This is a genomic window from Paenibacillus hemerocallicola, from assembly GCF_006265175.1.
Lineage (GTDB): Bacteria > Bacillota > Bacilli > Paenibacillales > NBRC-103111 > Paenibacillus_AB > Paenibacillus_AB hemerocallicola.
Map to the genome: position 1 here is coordinate 60,011 of NZ_VDCQ01000036.1, position 15,550 is coordinate 75,560.

Consider the following 15,550-nt stretch of genomic DNA (forward strand, 5'->3'; position numbering starts at 1 on the left):
CGGCCTCCCGCAATGCGCAACCATGATATTGGAGGATACCGGCTTGAAACCGAATATAGCGAACGGCACCCGGACGGTGCTCAGCACGCAGCTTTTTATCGCGGGCGGGGGAATGGCGGGCGTGGCGGCGGCATTGGCCGCGGCGCGCAACGGAGCCAAGGTGATTTTGTGCCAGGATCGTCCCGTATTGGGCGGAAACGCTTCTTCCGAGGTCCGTATGCACGTGTCGGGCTCGTCGACGAGGGGAAGGGAGCTGCAGACGGAGTCGAGGGAGAGCGGCATATTGGAGGAAATCATGCTCGAATGCGCGGTTCGCAATCCGCAGAGCAGCGCTTCCATGCTGGATTTGATTTTGTACGAAAAATGCCGCGCCGAACCGAATTTGACGCTGCTGCTCAATACTACCGTCGTCGGGGCAAGCATGGACGGCGACCGGATCGTATCCGTGTATGCGAACCGGGAAAGCACGGAGGACGGCTTCGACATATTCGCGGACATGTTCGTCGACAGCACGGGAGACGGACGGCTCGGCAAAGAGGCCGGGGCGCCGTACATGACCGGACGGGAAGCTTCCGAAGATATCGCGGAATCGGAAGGCCGCAGCGTTCGGGACGAATACAGTCTAGGATCCACGCTGCTGTTTACGGCCAAAGATATGGGCAAGCCGATGCCGTTCATACCGCCGTCTTGGGTACGCTCGTTTACCGAGGAGGATCTGAAGTTCCGTCCCCATCACTCCTGGGAATACGGGTACTGGTGGGTAGAATTCGGAGGCATGCTGGATACGATCAAGGATAACGAAACGATCCGCGACGAGCTGCTGGCCATTATGCTCGGCGTATGGGATCATATTAAAAACAGCGGCGATCATCCGCAATCGGAGAACTGGGCGCTGGACTGGTTCGGTTTCCTGCCGGGCAAGAGGGAATCGCGCCGTTTCATCGGCAAGCATATACTGAATCGGAACGATCTGGAGCTGGCTGTAGATTTCGAAGATACGATCGCGTACGGCGGATGGTCCATCGACACGCATCCTCCCGGGGGCATCGATGCCAAGGACGTGAAGCCGTGCGATCAACCGCTTACCCCCTACATGTACGGCATACCGTTAAGGGCGCTCGTCAGCGCCAAGATCGAAAACTTGATGTTTGCCGGCAGAAATATGTCGGCTACCCATCTCGCTTTCGCCAGCACTCGGGTCATGGCAACCTGCGCGGTGATGGGAGAAGGCCTGGGAACATTCGCTGCGGCAGCGCTGAGGAAGCGATTAAGCTTGCCGGAAGCATGCATGGATAAGGCGATGATCCATGAAACCCAACAACAGCTGCTGCGACAAGGCGCTTATTTGCCCGGCAGGCTGCTGGAGGATCGAAATCTTGCCGCCGAGGCGAAAGTAAGCGCTTCCTCGGAGCAGCCGGAAGGAGCGGCCGCTCAAGTCGTGGACCGGCATACGCGCACCGTATCGGGCCCTCTCGGCGTACGTCCGGACCTGACCTCGCCGGGTACGCACCGTTGGATGTCCGAGCCGACCGATCCGTCTCCTTGGCTGGCATTCAGCTGGTCCGAGCCGGTGGACATCGGCAGCATTACGGTCGTGCTGGACAGCGGGCTTCATCGTCCGCTGGCGCTGACGCACCAGAGCTCGGCGCGAGCCAAAATGCGATGGGGGGCGCAGCCCGAGACGCTGAAGGAGCTCAGACTTGTTGCCGAGCACGTCGACGGACAGACGAGCGAAGTCGCTCACGTCCGGGACAATTACAAGCGGCAGCTGGAGTTCGTCGTCGACTTGACCGCGGTGAAGCGATTGCGTCTGGAAGCGATCGAGACGAACGGACTCGATCATGCGAGAGTGGTGGAAATTCGCTGCAGGCCTTAGACCCTGTGCGTTTACCAATAGATGGACGGGGATATTTGGAGATGCTTCATGAAAATCCGGCTCAAAATAATAGCCGTTCCGGCAGCCGATTCATTCGGCGATTTGATCCAAAGTCAAATTCGTCTCGAGCAGCAAGCTTCTGGCCTGTTCCAGACGGAGCGAGGTCAAGTACTGGAGCGGATTGACGCCGAAATCCGAATTGAATTTTTGCGTAAACCGGACGGGGCTGAATCCGAGCGCAGCGGCGATTTCTTTCAGGCTGAACGATCGATACGCCTTCTTCTGAATCATCATGGCCGCTTTCACCATCGCCGGGTCCGGCTCCTTCAGCTCCGGAAGCTCCGCTGCCGAGCCGTAGATCGTCTTCATAGTACAAAAATTTGCCTTTATGCGGCCAGTACATCGAATAGATCAGGCGCGGCACAAAGCCGCTTGACGGAACCGTGCTCATGGGGATTGCCTCCCGTCATCGGTAAGTGCGGAATACGCTAGCTCGGCGTTTCGAATTCCGAAACGCTCGTTGGTTGGCATTTTAACACGAAAGGGCTTACATTTGAAAGCGTTTAATCGAAAACGACAGGGGGGACTTCCATGAAAAAAATATGGATGGCGTCACTGGCCGCCGTGACCGTACTGACCGCCGCAGGCTGCGGCAACGAGTCGGCCGAACCGTCGGGCGACGGCAAAAAGCCCGCTCCGGCCAAAGCCGAGCCCGTCACGCTGCAAATTGCGAGCCAAGGCGCGAGCGCCACGATCGACACGATATTCCAGACGCTCGTCCAAGAGCACGTAACCAAAAAATATCCCCACATCACGCTCAATTTCATGCCGGAAACCGGAGCGACCTCGCTCGATAATTTGATGGCGACCGGAACGATTCCCGACATCGTCATCTCCTTCAACGGCAACTTGGCTTCCTACAACGACAAAGGGCTCGTATTCGACATGACCTCTTTATTCAAAACGCATAACGTGGATTTGAGCCGCTTCGAGCCGAACTATATCGATGACGTGAAAAACGCGTCCAGCAAGGGCGAGCTGTACGGGCTTCCGTTCAACGTCAACTACCATGCGCTCTACTACAACAAAGATATTTTCGACAAGTTCGGCGTGGAGTACCCGAAGGACGGCATGACCTGGGAGGAGCTGATCGCGCTGGCCAGACGGGTGACGCGCGCGGAGGGGGCGGTCCAGTATCGGGGCCTCGATCCGGGCAACAGCGTCATCTGGATGTCTCAGCCGCTCGGGATCGCGGCGATCGATCCGGCTACGGATAAGGCGACGATGTCTACCGACAAATGGAAGCGGGTTTTCGAGCTGGGCAAGTCGATTTATGAAATTCCCGGCAACGGCTTGATTTCCACTTCGGCGAAGGATCAGTTCATGAAGACGAAGACGCTCGCCATGCTGCTCGATTTGAACATTTTGACCCAATTGACGAGCGCCGACGCCAGCGGGATGAACTGGGACATCGCCCAATACCCGATCTATACGGAGAAGCCGAATACGTACGGCAACGCCAGCGTCTATGTCATGATCGCGAGCAAAACGGGCAAGTATTTGAACGAGGCGACCCAGGTGATGGATCTGATCTCCTCCGAGGAAGTGCAGATGGCGCTGTCGAAAAAGGGCCGCTTGTCTCCGCTGAAGAGCGAGCAGGTGAAGAAGGCTCTCGGCTCGGATAACCCGCAGCTGAAAGACAAGAAGCTGCCGAGCGTATTCAAGAGCAACCCGGTGCCGTATCCGAAAGCGTCGATGTACAGATCGAAGGCGGAAGGGCTCGTCGGGACGAAGTTCCGCCAATATGTGAACGGCGAAGTCGACGTCAATACGGCCTTGAAGCAGGTCGACGAAGAAATTAACAAGATGGTGGAGACGGAGAAAGGGGCGACGAAGTAACCGGCGGGACAACGGGCGCGAGCAGGTTCGCAGAAATCGCACGTAGGGGCGGCGATTTGCGCTATGAGGTTCGGTAATCTCGAGCTGTGTCAGCGGGGGCGGGGCGGGGAGCGATAGCGGAACTCGAGTACGTTATTGCCCCCGATTGCGCTTCGGCAAAAAAAGTAACGGAACGGCGATTCGTTATTTGTCCGTTTCGACCGATTTCTCGTCCTTTTTTTCGAAACAACGGAACGGATTTCCGTTACTTCGGACGACATAGCAGAATAATGCGAAATAGCGGAATTTTATACCGTTAGTGAGTGGGGTTCGGCAGACGGCAACCGGGCTTTTTTTTATTTTTGGATGTCTGGTCAGCTCGTTTTTTGTCGATTCGGCACGGGAAATATTGGATATATTCGTCTAAAAAAAGTGAATGTTCAGAAAAATGGATTTCCATTACAATAATGACGTGTCCGGACCCCTGTTGGATTGAGGCTGCGCTGCATGCGGACGCGTGGGAGACTATGAAGGAGGGATGACGCAGGGTTATGGAGCTTCCGCTTGCGGCGGCGAAAGGCATCGGGCGATGGAAAGGCAAGCGGCCTAAGCGAAACGGTTTTGTGAAAGCGTTTAACCAAAGCTTGGATCGATGAAAGCAGGCGGAACTAACGGCCCGATTTCTGTTAAGACCGGGCTTAGTCAAGGGAGGGACATAATGATGAAAAAAATGACGGTTATGCTGCTCGCGCTATGTATGCTGCTGACCGGCCCCGGCTTCGGCGTTCTTTCCGCGCAGGCGCAGACAGGCAATTCGAGCGGGCAGGGCGTCGTCGGGCAACTGTCCGGCATGCAGCCGGACAAGCATTACATCGTGCTGACGGCGGCGAGCTTTGCTGCCCATATGGGCAACTGGACGAAGCCGGCCGACAAGAGGGGCAGTCCGCTTCCGGACATTATGATGGGAGGCACGGACGGGAAGGATCGCAGCTCGACGCCCGCCGTCGCAAAATACGGGATTCCGTCCGACGGCTTCTACAAAACGATGGTGCATTCCCGCGATTTCTCGGTCAGCCCCGGAACCCGACCGTTCAAGCTGAAGCTCGCAGCGGGCGAGCCGGCCCAATACGGCGCTCACGGCACGGAGGGCTGGCGCTGGGAATCGAGCGGTCCGATGCCGATGATCCGGGGAGAGTTCGATCTGGAGGCGATCGATTTCCGCGGCAATTTCGCCCGGTTCGATATGATCGTCATTACGGACGATTTGAATTACACGATTCAGGACGACTCGGCTACGCTGCAAGCGCTTGCATCCCAGAGATATATACCCGGCACGATCGTGAACGGCCAGCCGGACCCGAATCGTCCTCCCGTCGATATTGCGGTGAGGCTGAACGGCGAATATGTCGATTTGAACGTGCAGCCCGTACTCGCCAATGCAACGCCGATGGTGCCGTTCGGGGAACTATTCGCCGCTCTGGGGGCGGCAGTCACGGTCGATGCGGCAACGTATCAGGAGACTGCCGTCAAGAACGGAAACAAGTTTCAGGTGATGAACGGCCATGACATGGCTTATGTAAACGGCAAGAATGTGGCGCTCCAGCAGACGGTCATGCGCCATGAAGGCGTGTTGCTCGTGCCGCTATCGTTTGTGCAGCAATACTACGGAGCGACAACATATTGGGACGAAGGGGGAAGAACGGTAGTGATTGTCGCGATGATTCCGCAGAATGCGTTTTTGTTCAGGCCTGACAGCTTCGAAGATTTTGGCACATGGACGATGGAGGGGAACATTGACGGAGCGTTCGAGGGCACCGTCCTGCGCGGGATCATTCCGAGTGCGCCGGGAGCTACGCCCGATATGGCCGATCCGTCGTCGGCGCTGCCGGCCGTCGCCCCGTTCCGCACGGAGCAAGCCGGCACTTATAAAATATGGGTGAGGTCGCGCGATTTCGCAACGAATCAGCAAGGAGCGCGGTTTTTCAACATCGGTCTCGACGGTCAGATGATGCCGCAAACGTTCGGCACTCATGGGCAGGACGGATACAAATGGGTGGAAGCCGGCGTCGTCGGGCTGCAGGCAGGGGAGCACACGCTGGAGCTGTACGATACGTCCGGTTTCTACGCCCGCTGCGACGCGGTGCTGCTCACGGCCGATTTGCAAGCGGTTCCGTCGGATCAATACGGGCAATTGCTGCAAATCGCCACTCCGCTCGGAACGGAAGCGGAGCGCTTCCCGGCCTGGGCGTTGGCCGATAACGAGCCGGCGGACAGCATCGCCCTGGAAAACGCCAGCACCCGGGTCGTGTTCTATAAGGTGCCAACCGCTAACGGCCAGGTCGTCCAAAGCGAAGTGTACGCCCGCTTCGAGAACGATTGGGTGAAGACGAAAACCCGGTCGGAGGAGCTCGGCTATGTCGTACTGTCCGCCGATTCCGGCTCGACGGTTTCGACTGCGCGGGATCTGTATTCGTACAAGAGCAAATATACGACGGAAAGCGGCAAGCAGAAGGTGTATGCGGGCACCGATTTGTATAAAGCCGGCCGCATGCACTGGTTTATCCCGACCGATTACGCGACTACGGCGGGAGGCGGGGTGGAACTGCTCTTCAACGAGCCGCTCGCCGACTTCAGCTCGGTGTGGACGCTGGACGGCGACAATCCGGCGCCGAAGGTAACCGTGAGCGCAACGTTCCATCAGGCCGGCAGCTACTCGATCGGGGCGTGGGAAGGACGCGAGTTCACCGACGCGCAGTACGACTTCGCGCTCGCGCCTTACCGGGTGCTGGGCAAGCGGATCGGGCCCGAGGCGGGGCTGATGACCGAGCAATATTTGTTTACGCCGATGGGCACGATTACTTTGAACCCGAACAATGCGTATGCGCCCGGACACGCCGTAACGAAAGGGGTCGTGGCGGAGCCATCGTGGATCCCGCTGCGGTGGGTATACGGCAGCAACGGTAAATTGGGCATCGCGATGCGCGGTTCGGGCTACAGTCCGAGGGGCTCCTTGTTCGCTCCCGTGCTGGGCTCGTCGGAAGCGAATATCGCCGCCGGCCAAAGCTATACGCTGCAATACCGGGTCATCAGCCGGGTGTCGGATTGGTACGATTCATACAAATTCGTGGCTCAGGACCTGTTCGGCGTTCACGATTACCGCCAGAACGTATACGGCAATTTGAACGATGCGATTTTCAACGCCCGCAGACTGATGATGGACGACGATCTCGGCGGTTGGGACGTATACGATAAGGCCCACTATAATATGGAAGGGAAAAATGCGACCTCCTCCGCCAATCCGATGCAGGCGCTGCAAGAATATTTGCTAACCGAGGACAAGGACATATTGACCCGCAGAGCGATCCCTACGCTGGCCAATTTTCTGACGCGCAAAGAACTGCACTTCAACCGGACGCCGGAGTGGGGCGGAGTTGAGTATTGGCAGTCAGCCGATTTGCCGAAATCGATCGGTTCCCCGATCAGCGGCTACAACTTGAATGTGGTCGGCGGGCTTTACGAAATGACCCGCGGAGCCGTCCCTTACTTGTACAAATACGGTCTGGAGAAGGGCAAAGCGACGGTGACCAATTCGTACGGCTCGATCCCTACCTTCTCGAACAACCTGTATTTGTATAAATATACGGGCGAGACGCAGTATTTGGACAAAGCCCGGGAGCAGGCTCGGCAATACGTGACGGATGTCGTCTACAAGCCGCAGACGGTGCCGGTCGACTGGTCGAGCTTTATCTACATCTCGTATTATCCGAATATTTCTTCCTTGATCGATCTGTACGAGGTGACGGGCGATCCGGCCGATTTGGCCGCGGCCGAGCAGGCGGCCCGTTGGCTTACTACAACGCTGTGGGTGCCGGGAATCGACGGCGGCAAGCTGAACCAGCCCGTGACGGTGAACGACATGACGCATATTCGCGGCAATTTCCATTACGGCAACGAAGCGAGCGGCCATTTCTGGTGGCACGGAGACGAGCAGCAGCGTCTCGGGCGTCCGCCCGGCGATCCGGGGAATCTGGCGAGCAATTACTTGATCGAACAGCAGCAGGGGCAAGTACCGGGGTGGATTCCGTCCCGGGTCGGGCTCGGGCTGGAACAGTCTTCTACGTTCGGGCGCAGCTCGAATATTATTATGTCGAGCTGGGTCGGAGACTTGATGAAGCTGGCCGAATACACCGGCGATACGTATTTTGCGGATACGGCGCGCAATGCGATCGTCGGACGTTTTACCAATTATTCGGGCTATTACCAGAATGCGTTTACGACATTCCAGCAAAAACCGGAGTACCCTTTGCAAGGACCCGACTATACGGGCATTTATTGGCATCATCTGCCGCCGTTTCTTTCGATGCTCGAAGATTTCCTGATCAATCAGACGCAGCTTTGGTCCGATAACCGCATCCATTTTCCTTCGCTGCGGCAGCAAGGATATGCTTACTTCAATTCGAATCAATACGGACATGCCCCGGGCAGCTTTTTCGGCGAGCAGGGGATGTGGCTGTGGCTTGACGAGGATACCGTCGAGACGGACAACATGCAAATCGATTGGTTGGCCGCGCGCAAAGACGGGGTGCTCGGCCTCGCCCTGATGAACGAAAGCGCGGCGAGCGTTACGACGAGCGTTTACCTTGGAAGCAAGGTTCCCGGCGGCGGCAGCTTCACCGGCAAAGCCGAGCTGTACGCTCCCGACGGCAGCATGATGGAGACGGACGTAATAAACGGCAGCTTCTCCGTCACGATTCCCGCCAAAAGCTTGAAGGCGGCCGTGCTGCGCATCCCGGGCGTGCAGGCGCCGGCGTTCTCGCAGATGGCCTACGAGCTGAACGGCCAGCCGCAGCTCGGGCAAACCGTATCCGAGCACACTTACGGCAAGGCGATGGTGCTGCAAATGAGTCCCGAGTCTTATTACGCATACGTCTATATGACGGATAAGCCGGCTCAGACGCAAAGCGTGTCGCTCATTTACCGGATCGGGAACGGACCCGAGCTGACGGAGACGACAAACGTGTATCCTTACGAATTTATCGTCGAGGTGCCGGACGTCACGCAAAGCTTCACGTACCGTTTGGAGGCCGCAACCGTCTCGGGCGGCGTGAGGAGCATCTCCGGGGGGACGATTGCGCCGCTGCAAGCTCCCGCTTCCGGGTCGAGTCCGTGACAAGTCGCCCTACTGTCCGGCGAAGAAGCGACGGCCTGAAGCTGTCGGAGCATGGACTGCAACGAGAGCACGGGAGGGAAAATGCAGCCGACATAGGTAGCCGGAGCTAACGGACAGGAGCGAATGGCCCTCATTCGATCCTACTGACGGACAGGAGCGCGCTTATGGGTGTGTAGCCTCGGAACGACCTGTAGGGAGCAGGAAACGAAATGGATGGAGAAAGCATAATTGAAAAACCCGGCAGGTTTTGCCGGGTTTTTTTCTATGTACGCCAAGCATGGCGCCATCTTTAGGGTGTAAGTCCCGAGCGGGTGCTGGCGAGCGTCTACCGTTAGCCAGAGACAAGGGTGCCGTGAAGCCATTTCTGAAGAGCCCGGTACGGGAAATCCGCACGCCGGGTTCTGTGGGGGTTCGGGCCACCGGTTCGATGGCTCTTTTACCCGGAGACATGGTTAGTCGCCACCTTCTACTCGATTCCATGGCGGGCACTCAGTATTGATCGCGGTACTGTTTCGGCGATATGCCGTATTTGGAGCGGAATACCCGGTGGAAATACGTATAGCTTCCGAAGCCCGCCGATTCGGCGATCCGCTCCAGATTCGTCATCGTAAACTTGATGCGGTCGCGGGCGATCGACAACCGTACTTCCAATACATATTGCATGATCGTCTGGTTAAAGGCCGATTTGAACAACGACACGGCCCGGGGCACGCTGATCCCCGCATCTCTCGCCACATCTTCGAGCCTGAGGGGAGAAGTGGCATGCTCCATAATATATTGCTTCATGCGCTGAACGAGCAGGGACGGATTTTTCCCGTGCTTGTCCAGATCGTGCATATTGCGCTCGATCATAAGGCAGAGGACGCGGAGCAGGTAGTCCGAAACTTCAGGCTTCTTGTCCTTCCATCGCCGCTGCTCTTGGACGATTTCTTTGAATATTGTAAGAACGCTTTCGCTGAGAGGAATTTTCAGCTTCTGCGGCTTGTTCGAGAGGGCCCACCATTCGTCCAGCCATGCCCCTCTGCACGACATGTAGTAATTGCCGCTGAGAAGCGCCTTGCCCGAGGGCTGCTCCGGCGGCCTCACGAATTGGATCGCCGCAATGTCCCCGGGGCGGTACAGCAGCAGGTCGCCCGGATGAATGGAAGTCATTTCCCCGTGAACGATCGCCTGGCATTGCCCTTCCACCTGCAGCCGAAAGTAATAGTAGTTCAGCTTCCTTCTGGATGTCTGATACGGTTTGAAATGGTAGGCATAATCCGCTTGAAGCACTTCCGCGAGCGGCCCCGTATTCGCTTCCGGCGTCAAATCCGATCACTCCCGACGATTCAATCAGATTGTTCATCTTGATAGCACATAGTTCATACTCAGTATAATCGATTTTCGCTACAATAACGATTGTTACCGATACAATCGACGGTGCACAAAAAGGGAGGAGAACGTAATGAGACAAAAGGGATTGCTGCTCATCGCCGCGATGCTGGCAAGCGGAGCCGTAATGACCGGCTGTGCCGGCAAGACGCAGCAGGTGGCGGACGGGAAAACCGGGGGAGTTCAAGGGGGAGACGCGAAGCGCGATCCGGTGGAGCTCGTTTTTTATTCGACTTCCGGGGATTTTGATGAAAACGGATTCAATAAGACGTTCGGCGGCAAAATCAAAGAAAAGTTCCCGCACGTGACGCCCAAGTTTATCGCTTTGACGAAAGATACCGCGCTCGATAAGCTGATTACGGTCGGACAGCCGATCGATATTATGTTCAACTCGATCGGGCAAACCTCGGAAACGCTGCTCAACTACAAGATGGAGTACGACGTATCGGACTTGGTCAAAAAAACCGGCTACGACCTGTCCCGTCTGGAGCCGGTGACGGTCGACATCGGCCGGCAAATCGCCGGGGGCGGCCTATACGGGCTTCCGGTGTTCACGACGACAACCGCGCTGTATTACAACAAAGATTTGTTCGATAAATTCGGCGTGGCGTATCCGAAGGACGGGATGACTTGGGACGACTTGTACGAGCTCGCCAAGAAAATGTCCCGCGCTGACGGCCAGCTCCAATACCGGGGGCTCGGAATATCGTTCTCGCACACGTCGTTGCTCAATCAGAAATCGATCCCGTACGTCGATCCGAAGACGAACAAAGCGACGTTTACAAGCGACGCCTTCAAAAACGTATTCGATATGCTGACCAAGCTGTATGACATTCAGAACAACGGTGTCGACAAAGATACGGTCGGCTATACGAAGCAGCTGCAATTTTTCGAGAAAGACCAGACGACGGCGATGTTCCTCGCGCTCAGCACGCTCGGGTCGGTCCGGTTCAAGGAAGGGCTGAACTGGGACGTCGTCTCTTATCCGGTATATAAAGATCAGCCGAACGTCGGGCCGCAGTCGTACCCTACGTACTTCTATATCAACAACGCGAGCAAGCATAAGGACGATGCCTTTTCGGTTATTTCCTATTTGACTTCGGACGAGTTTCAGCGACATTTGGCCATGAACGGCATATTCCCGGTATTGAAAAACCGCGATGCGATGAAAGCGTACGGCCAGGGAATCCCGTTCATGAAAAATAAAAATACGCAGTCGTTTCTTCCGAAGCAATTCGCCCCGGCGGCTCCGGTCAGCAAGTACCAGAGCATCGCGTTCAACAATTTGAACAGCGCCTACAATGCCGTACTGCTCAAGCAGAAAGATATCAACACGGCGCTCAGGGAGCAGGAGGAGAAGACGAACAAAGACATCGAGGCGCAATTGAACAAATAAACGAACGACGGCAAGCAAAAGTATCGGGCAAGAACATGATGGAGAAGGGGTGAAGCTCTCATGTTGACTATTCGGATCAGGTCGTCCCGCACGGCGGCCTTCGGATTGCTTGTCATTCTGCTGACGGTAGCCGGTATCGTCCAAATGCCGGCTGACGCTTTCGGCGCTGCTTCCGCCGTATCGATCGACTCGCCTTCCGACGGGGCGGTCGTGACGGCCGGAACGGCGAGAGTCTCCGGAACATTCGCCGGGGTATACGACATCAAGCTCGTCATTAACGGGGCGAAGCAGGCGGATGTCGTATCGGTCGATCCGGACGGGGATCAGTCGGGTACTTGGTACTATGATTTGAACGCGAGCCAATACGGCGGGGAGATCGCCATGAGGGCGAAAGGAACGGACGCGTCGACCCGTGCAACCGTATGGTCGAACACCGTTACGCTGCAGGTAGATCACGATCCGGTCCATAAACCGGTCGTAACGGTGGCAAGCCCGGCGGACGGCGCCACGGTCGGCGGCGTCGTAACTGTCCAAGTGGCGGTAGACGCGAAAAATCCGCTGATGAGCGTGCAAGTCCGGATCAACAGCGGACCGTGGCAGATGGCGTCGCAGAACGGCGCGTATTACGAGCTGTCCTGGAACGCCATCGGGCTTGGCGACAAGACGACCGCCATCGAAGCGAAAGCGACCGATACCGCAGGAAATACCGGGTTCAGCATGACTACTTATGCGAAGACGGGGACAGGCGCGAACGAACCCGTCGCCGTCCGCAATCAGGACCGGGCGATGTGGATATGGGAACCGGCGTCCTATAACCTGTTCTTGAATCCCGGCTCGAGAATCGTCTTGAACGCGTTCTCCAAAGATACCACGACATTCGGCTCCCAGCCGGTGTCGACCTTCTATGTGGCGGTAGGGGCATACGGCGGCGTCAATATTTTGGAGGACGATCCGGATAAAGTACGGGATTTCATTACGTGGGCGCATCGCAACGGGTTCCAAGTGCACGCCCTGATAGCGGGCGGCACGACGCCGGCCTACTTGGGAGCTTACGCCAAATATCATGACAAGGCGACGCGGCAGCTGGAGAGAGTGATCAATTACAATCTCGCTTCGGTACCGGAGGCCGGATTCGACGGAGTGAACGTCGATATCGAGCCGTACATCTCGCCCGATTTCAAGAGTCCGGACCGGTTTTTGCAGAAGCAATATTTGGACGGCTTGAGCAAAATGATCGAACGGCGGAATACGTCAGGCACGCGCCTCGCCATCGGTCCGGCAATACCGCGATGGTACGACTCTTCCGTCGATGCGAAGGATATCGATTGGAACGGATCGGTGAAATGGCTGTCCGAGCATGTTCAGGATATCGCCGACTATATTTCGATCATGGACTACAGGGACACGGCTGACGGCTCGAACGGCATTATCGCCAGCGCGTCGGGAGAGATCGCGTATGCGGAGTCGATCGGCAAGCCGAATTCGGTCGTTGTCGGCGTAGAGACGATCGATGTGGCGAACAGCGCCGATCCGTACGATGTCACCTTCAGGCAGAAAGGGCGTCTCGCGATGGAGCAGGAGCTGGACAAAGTATATTCCGCTTTCGGCAGTCGTGCTTCCTTCGGCGGAATCGCCGTTCACCAATACGACTCGTACAGGGCACTGCCGTCCTATTGGGGTCCCGGCAGCACGTTCTGGAGCCCTCCGGAAGATACGGCTCCACCTGCGGCCGTCAGCGCAAACCCTACGGCTGCAACGGTCGATTATCGCCAAATCACCGTTCGTTACGGTATAGCTTACGACAATACGGAAGTGGACAAATACAACATTTACCGCAGTACGGTCAGCGGCTTCGCGCCAGCCTCGTCCAATCTGGCCGGCACGTCGAGAAATTTAACGTTCCAAGACATCGGACTTTTGCCCGATACGACGTATTATTACAAGGTGGCCGCAGTCGACGCGAGGGGCAATATCGGCCCGATATCCGCGGAAGCGTCGGCCAAGACGGCAACGACGACATTGAAGCCGATGATCGTGAACGGGATGAAGGTCGCTTATACCGGCAGCGGCGCGAACGTGACTTTAAAGGTAAGCGAGCTTGCTACGGGAGCGCCGGTAACCGCGACGGTCGGAGGCAGGTTCACCTATTCGGGGGGGAAATACGTTACGGCGGCAACAGGCCCGGACGGAAGCATGACGGCGGATTCCGAGCCGATTCCAACCGGAAGACAGGTCGGCTTCATGCCGAGAACGATAGATGCCCCCGGCTATTACTGGGCCAAATCGTACGATAAACCGCCTGCAGCCTCGCTTTATCCCGAGGAAGGAGCGGGATTGACCGGACTTTCCGTCAGCGGCGGTACACTGGACCAAAACTTTTCTCCGTACGTATCGCTGTACAAAGTGAACGTGGACAACTCCGTCTATGGAATTACCGTAACGCCTGCGGCAGCGGCACCGGATGCATCGGTTACCGTGAACGGCGCGCCGGTCGCGAGCGGCTCCGCCTCGCCGATAATACCGCTCTCTCTAGGGCGCAATACGGTCAAGGTGGAAGTGACGGAACGAAGCGGCACCGCTGCGGTGTATGCGATCGCGGTATTTCGGGCCGGCGATCCGGGGAACGTATTTCCAATAACGGAAGCTTCCTATGTCCATGAGAAGCGTCCGACCGATCGATTCGGCAGCGCTTCGCTGCTGGAAGTGATCGATATTCCGGGCGCTTCGGGGGGCGGGGACCGGATCGCATTCATGAAGGCCGATTTCGGGGGCTTCATGGACACCGGTGTGGAAGAGGCCAAGCTGTATTTCTACGTGGATGAAAATGTGCCCAAATCCGTAACGCTATCGGTCGACGGGTACGCACAAGCGGTCTGGAGCGAAGCGACGATCGACTGGAACAACAGACCCAAGGGGGGGTCCGTCCCGCTCGGAACGGTCGCCGTCACCTCGGCCGGCTGGTATGCCGTCGATGTTACCGGCTTCATCAATTCCCGGATGGAAGGCGACCGGACCGCGACGTTCCGGATAATGGACCCGAGTACGAAAAATACGCTGGTTAGCATTCGCGGCAGGTCGTACGAGCAATTCCAGCCTTATTTGATCGTCAATCCGTCCCGCAGCGCCGAGCTGAGCGGACTTGCGATCAGCGGCGCTTCGCTCTCCCCGGCGTTCTCCGCAGACGTTGCCGAGTACAGGGCCGGCGTAACCAACAGCGTATATGCGGTTCGTCTCACGCCTACGGCAGCGGACAAATACGTCCGAATTGCGGTGAACGGAGCCGCTGTGCCAAGCGGCCGGCCGTCTGCGGACGTTCCGCTGCAGGTCGGAGACAATCCGATCGCCGTTAACGTTACCGCTCAGAACGGCCAGTCGAAGACGTATTACGTGACAGTGACACGTGCGGCCAATTCCTCCTTAAGTGGTCTGACGTTGAGCGAGGGCCGACTCGCACCGGCCTTCTCGCCGGAACGAACCACTTATACGGTCGATCTGTTCGCCGGCGTCCCGAAAATCAAAATAACTCCCGTCACTGCCGACGAGGCGGCTGCGGTAACGGTTAACGGCGAGCCGGTTGCGCGCGGGCAAGCTTCAGGGGAAATCAAATTGAAGATCGGCGGCAATACGGTCACGACCGTCGTAGCGGCGACGGACGGCACAACTACTGCTTATACGCTACAAGTCAACCGCATCCCGCCGGGGCAGCAAAACCATGAGGAACCTTAAGAAAGTATTGCGGGTATAGTCGGCCTTGTCGGCCTGCTGCTACTGCTGCTGTCATGCGGGGCGTTGCCCGGTCCGATGCTTGCGAGCGTCGCGGCCGGGCATTGTTTTTCCGGGGGCTCGCCATTCAGCAACC

At 57.2% G+C, this 15,550-nt stretch carries 7 protein-coding genes; 5 read left to right on the forward strand and 2 right to left on the reverse strand.

Annotated features, from left to right (window positions below):
• Positions 1-43 precede the first annotated feature (43 nt).
• Positions 44-1,876 carry an FAD-dependent oxidoreductase gene (locus tag FE784_RS23140; protein WP_218103798.1) on the forward strand — a complete coding sequence of 611 codons (1,833 nt, stop codon included), beginning with the start codon at positions 44-46 and terminating at the stop codon, positions 1,874-1,876.
• Between the two features lie 90 nt (positions 1,877-1,966).
• On the opposite strand, the gene FE784_RS23145 is transcribed toward FE784_RS23140, so the two are convergent.
• The gene (locus FE784_RS23145; protein WP_139604623.1) at positions 1,967-2,245 is read right to left on the reverse strand and encodes a helix-turn-helix domain-containing protein; all 279 of its coding nucleotides are present in this window, start codon (positions 2,243-2,245) and stop codon (positions 1,967-1,969) included.
• 222 nt (positions 2,246-2,467) lie between these two features.
• On the opposite strand from FE784_RS23145, the gene FE784_RS23150 reads away from it, so the two are divergent.
• Together FE784_RS23150 and FE784_RS23155 are read left to right on the forward strand one after the other, a co-directional pair.
• A complete protein-coding gene (locus tag FE784_RS23150; RefSeq protein ID WP_139604624.1) occupies positions 2,468-3,775 on the forward strand; it encodes an ABC transporter substrate-binding protein in 1,308 nt (435 codons plus the stop codon).
• Positions 3,776-4,472: 697 nt separating this feature from the next.
• Positions 4,473-8,924, forward strand: a complete 4,452-nt coding sequence (locus tag FE784_RS23155; RefSeq protein WP_176706450.1) for a copper amine oxidase N-terminal domain-containing protein — start codon at positions 4,473-4,475, stop codon at positions 8,922-8,924.
• A gap of 489 nt (positions 8,925-9,413) precedes the next feature.
• Here the strand turns inward: FE784_RS23155 and FE784_RS23160 are convergent, their stop codons facing one another.
• On the reverse strand, positions 9,414-10,232 hold the full coding sequence (locus FE784_RS23160; protein WP_139604626.1) for an AraC family transcriptional regulator: 819 nt from the start codon (positions 10,230-10,232) through the stop codon (positions 9,414-9,416).
• A 136-nt stretch (positions 10,233-10,368) separates the two neighbouring features.
• Here FE784_RS23160 and FE784_RS23165 point away from each other — a divergent pair, with 136 nt between their 5' ends.
• A complete protein-coding gene (locus FE784_RS23165; protein ID WP_139604627.1) occupies positions 10,369-11,691 on the forward strand; it encodes an ABC transporter substrate-binding protein in 1,323 nt (440 codons plus the stop codon).
• A gap of 60 nt (positions 11,692-11,751) precedes the next feature.
• Complete coding sequence (locus FE784_RS23170; protein ID WP_139604628.1) at positions 11,752-15,417, forward strand: cadherin-like beta sandwich domain-containing protein; 3,666 nt, start codon at positions 11,752-11,754, stop codon at positions 15,415-15,417.
• Positions 15,418-15,550: the final 133 nt, after the last annotated feature.

Excerpts from the sequence above, each read along its gene's own strand:
- FE784_RS23145 (WP_139604623.1), bottom strand. The coding sequence starts at position 2,245 with ATGAAGACGATCTACGGCTCGGCAGCGGAGCTTCCGGAGCTGAAGGAG.
- FE784_RS23155 (WP_176706450.1), top strand. The coding sequence starts at position 4,473 with ATGATGAAAAAAATGACGGTTATGCTGCTCGCGCTATGTATGCTGCTG.
- FE784_RS23150 (WP_139604624.1), top strand. The coding sequence starts at position 2,468 with ATGAAAAAAATATGGATGGCGTCACTGGCCGCCGTGACCGTACTGACC.
- FE784_RS23170 (WP_139604628.1), top strand. The coding sequence starts at position 11,752 with ATGTTGACTATTCGGATCAGGTCGTCCCGCACGGCGGCCTTCGGATTG.
- FE784_RS23165 (WP_139604627.1), top strand. The coding sequence starts at position 10,369 with ATGAGACAAAAGGGATTGCTGCTCATCGCCGCGATGCTGGCAAGCGGA.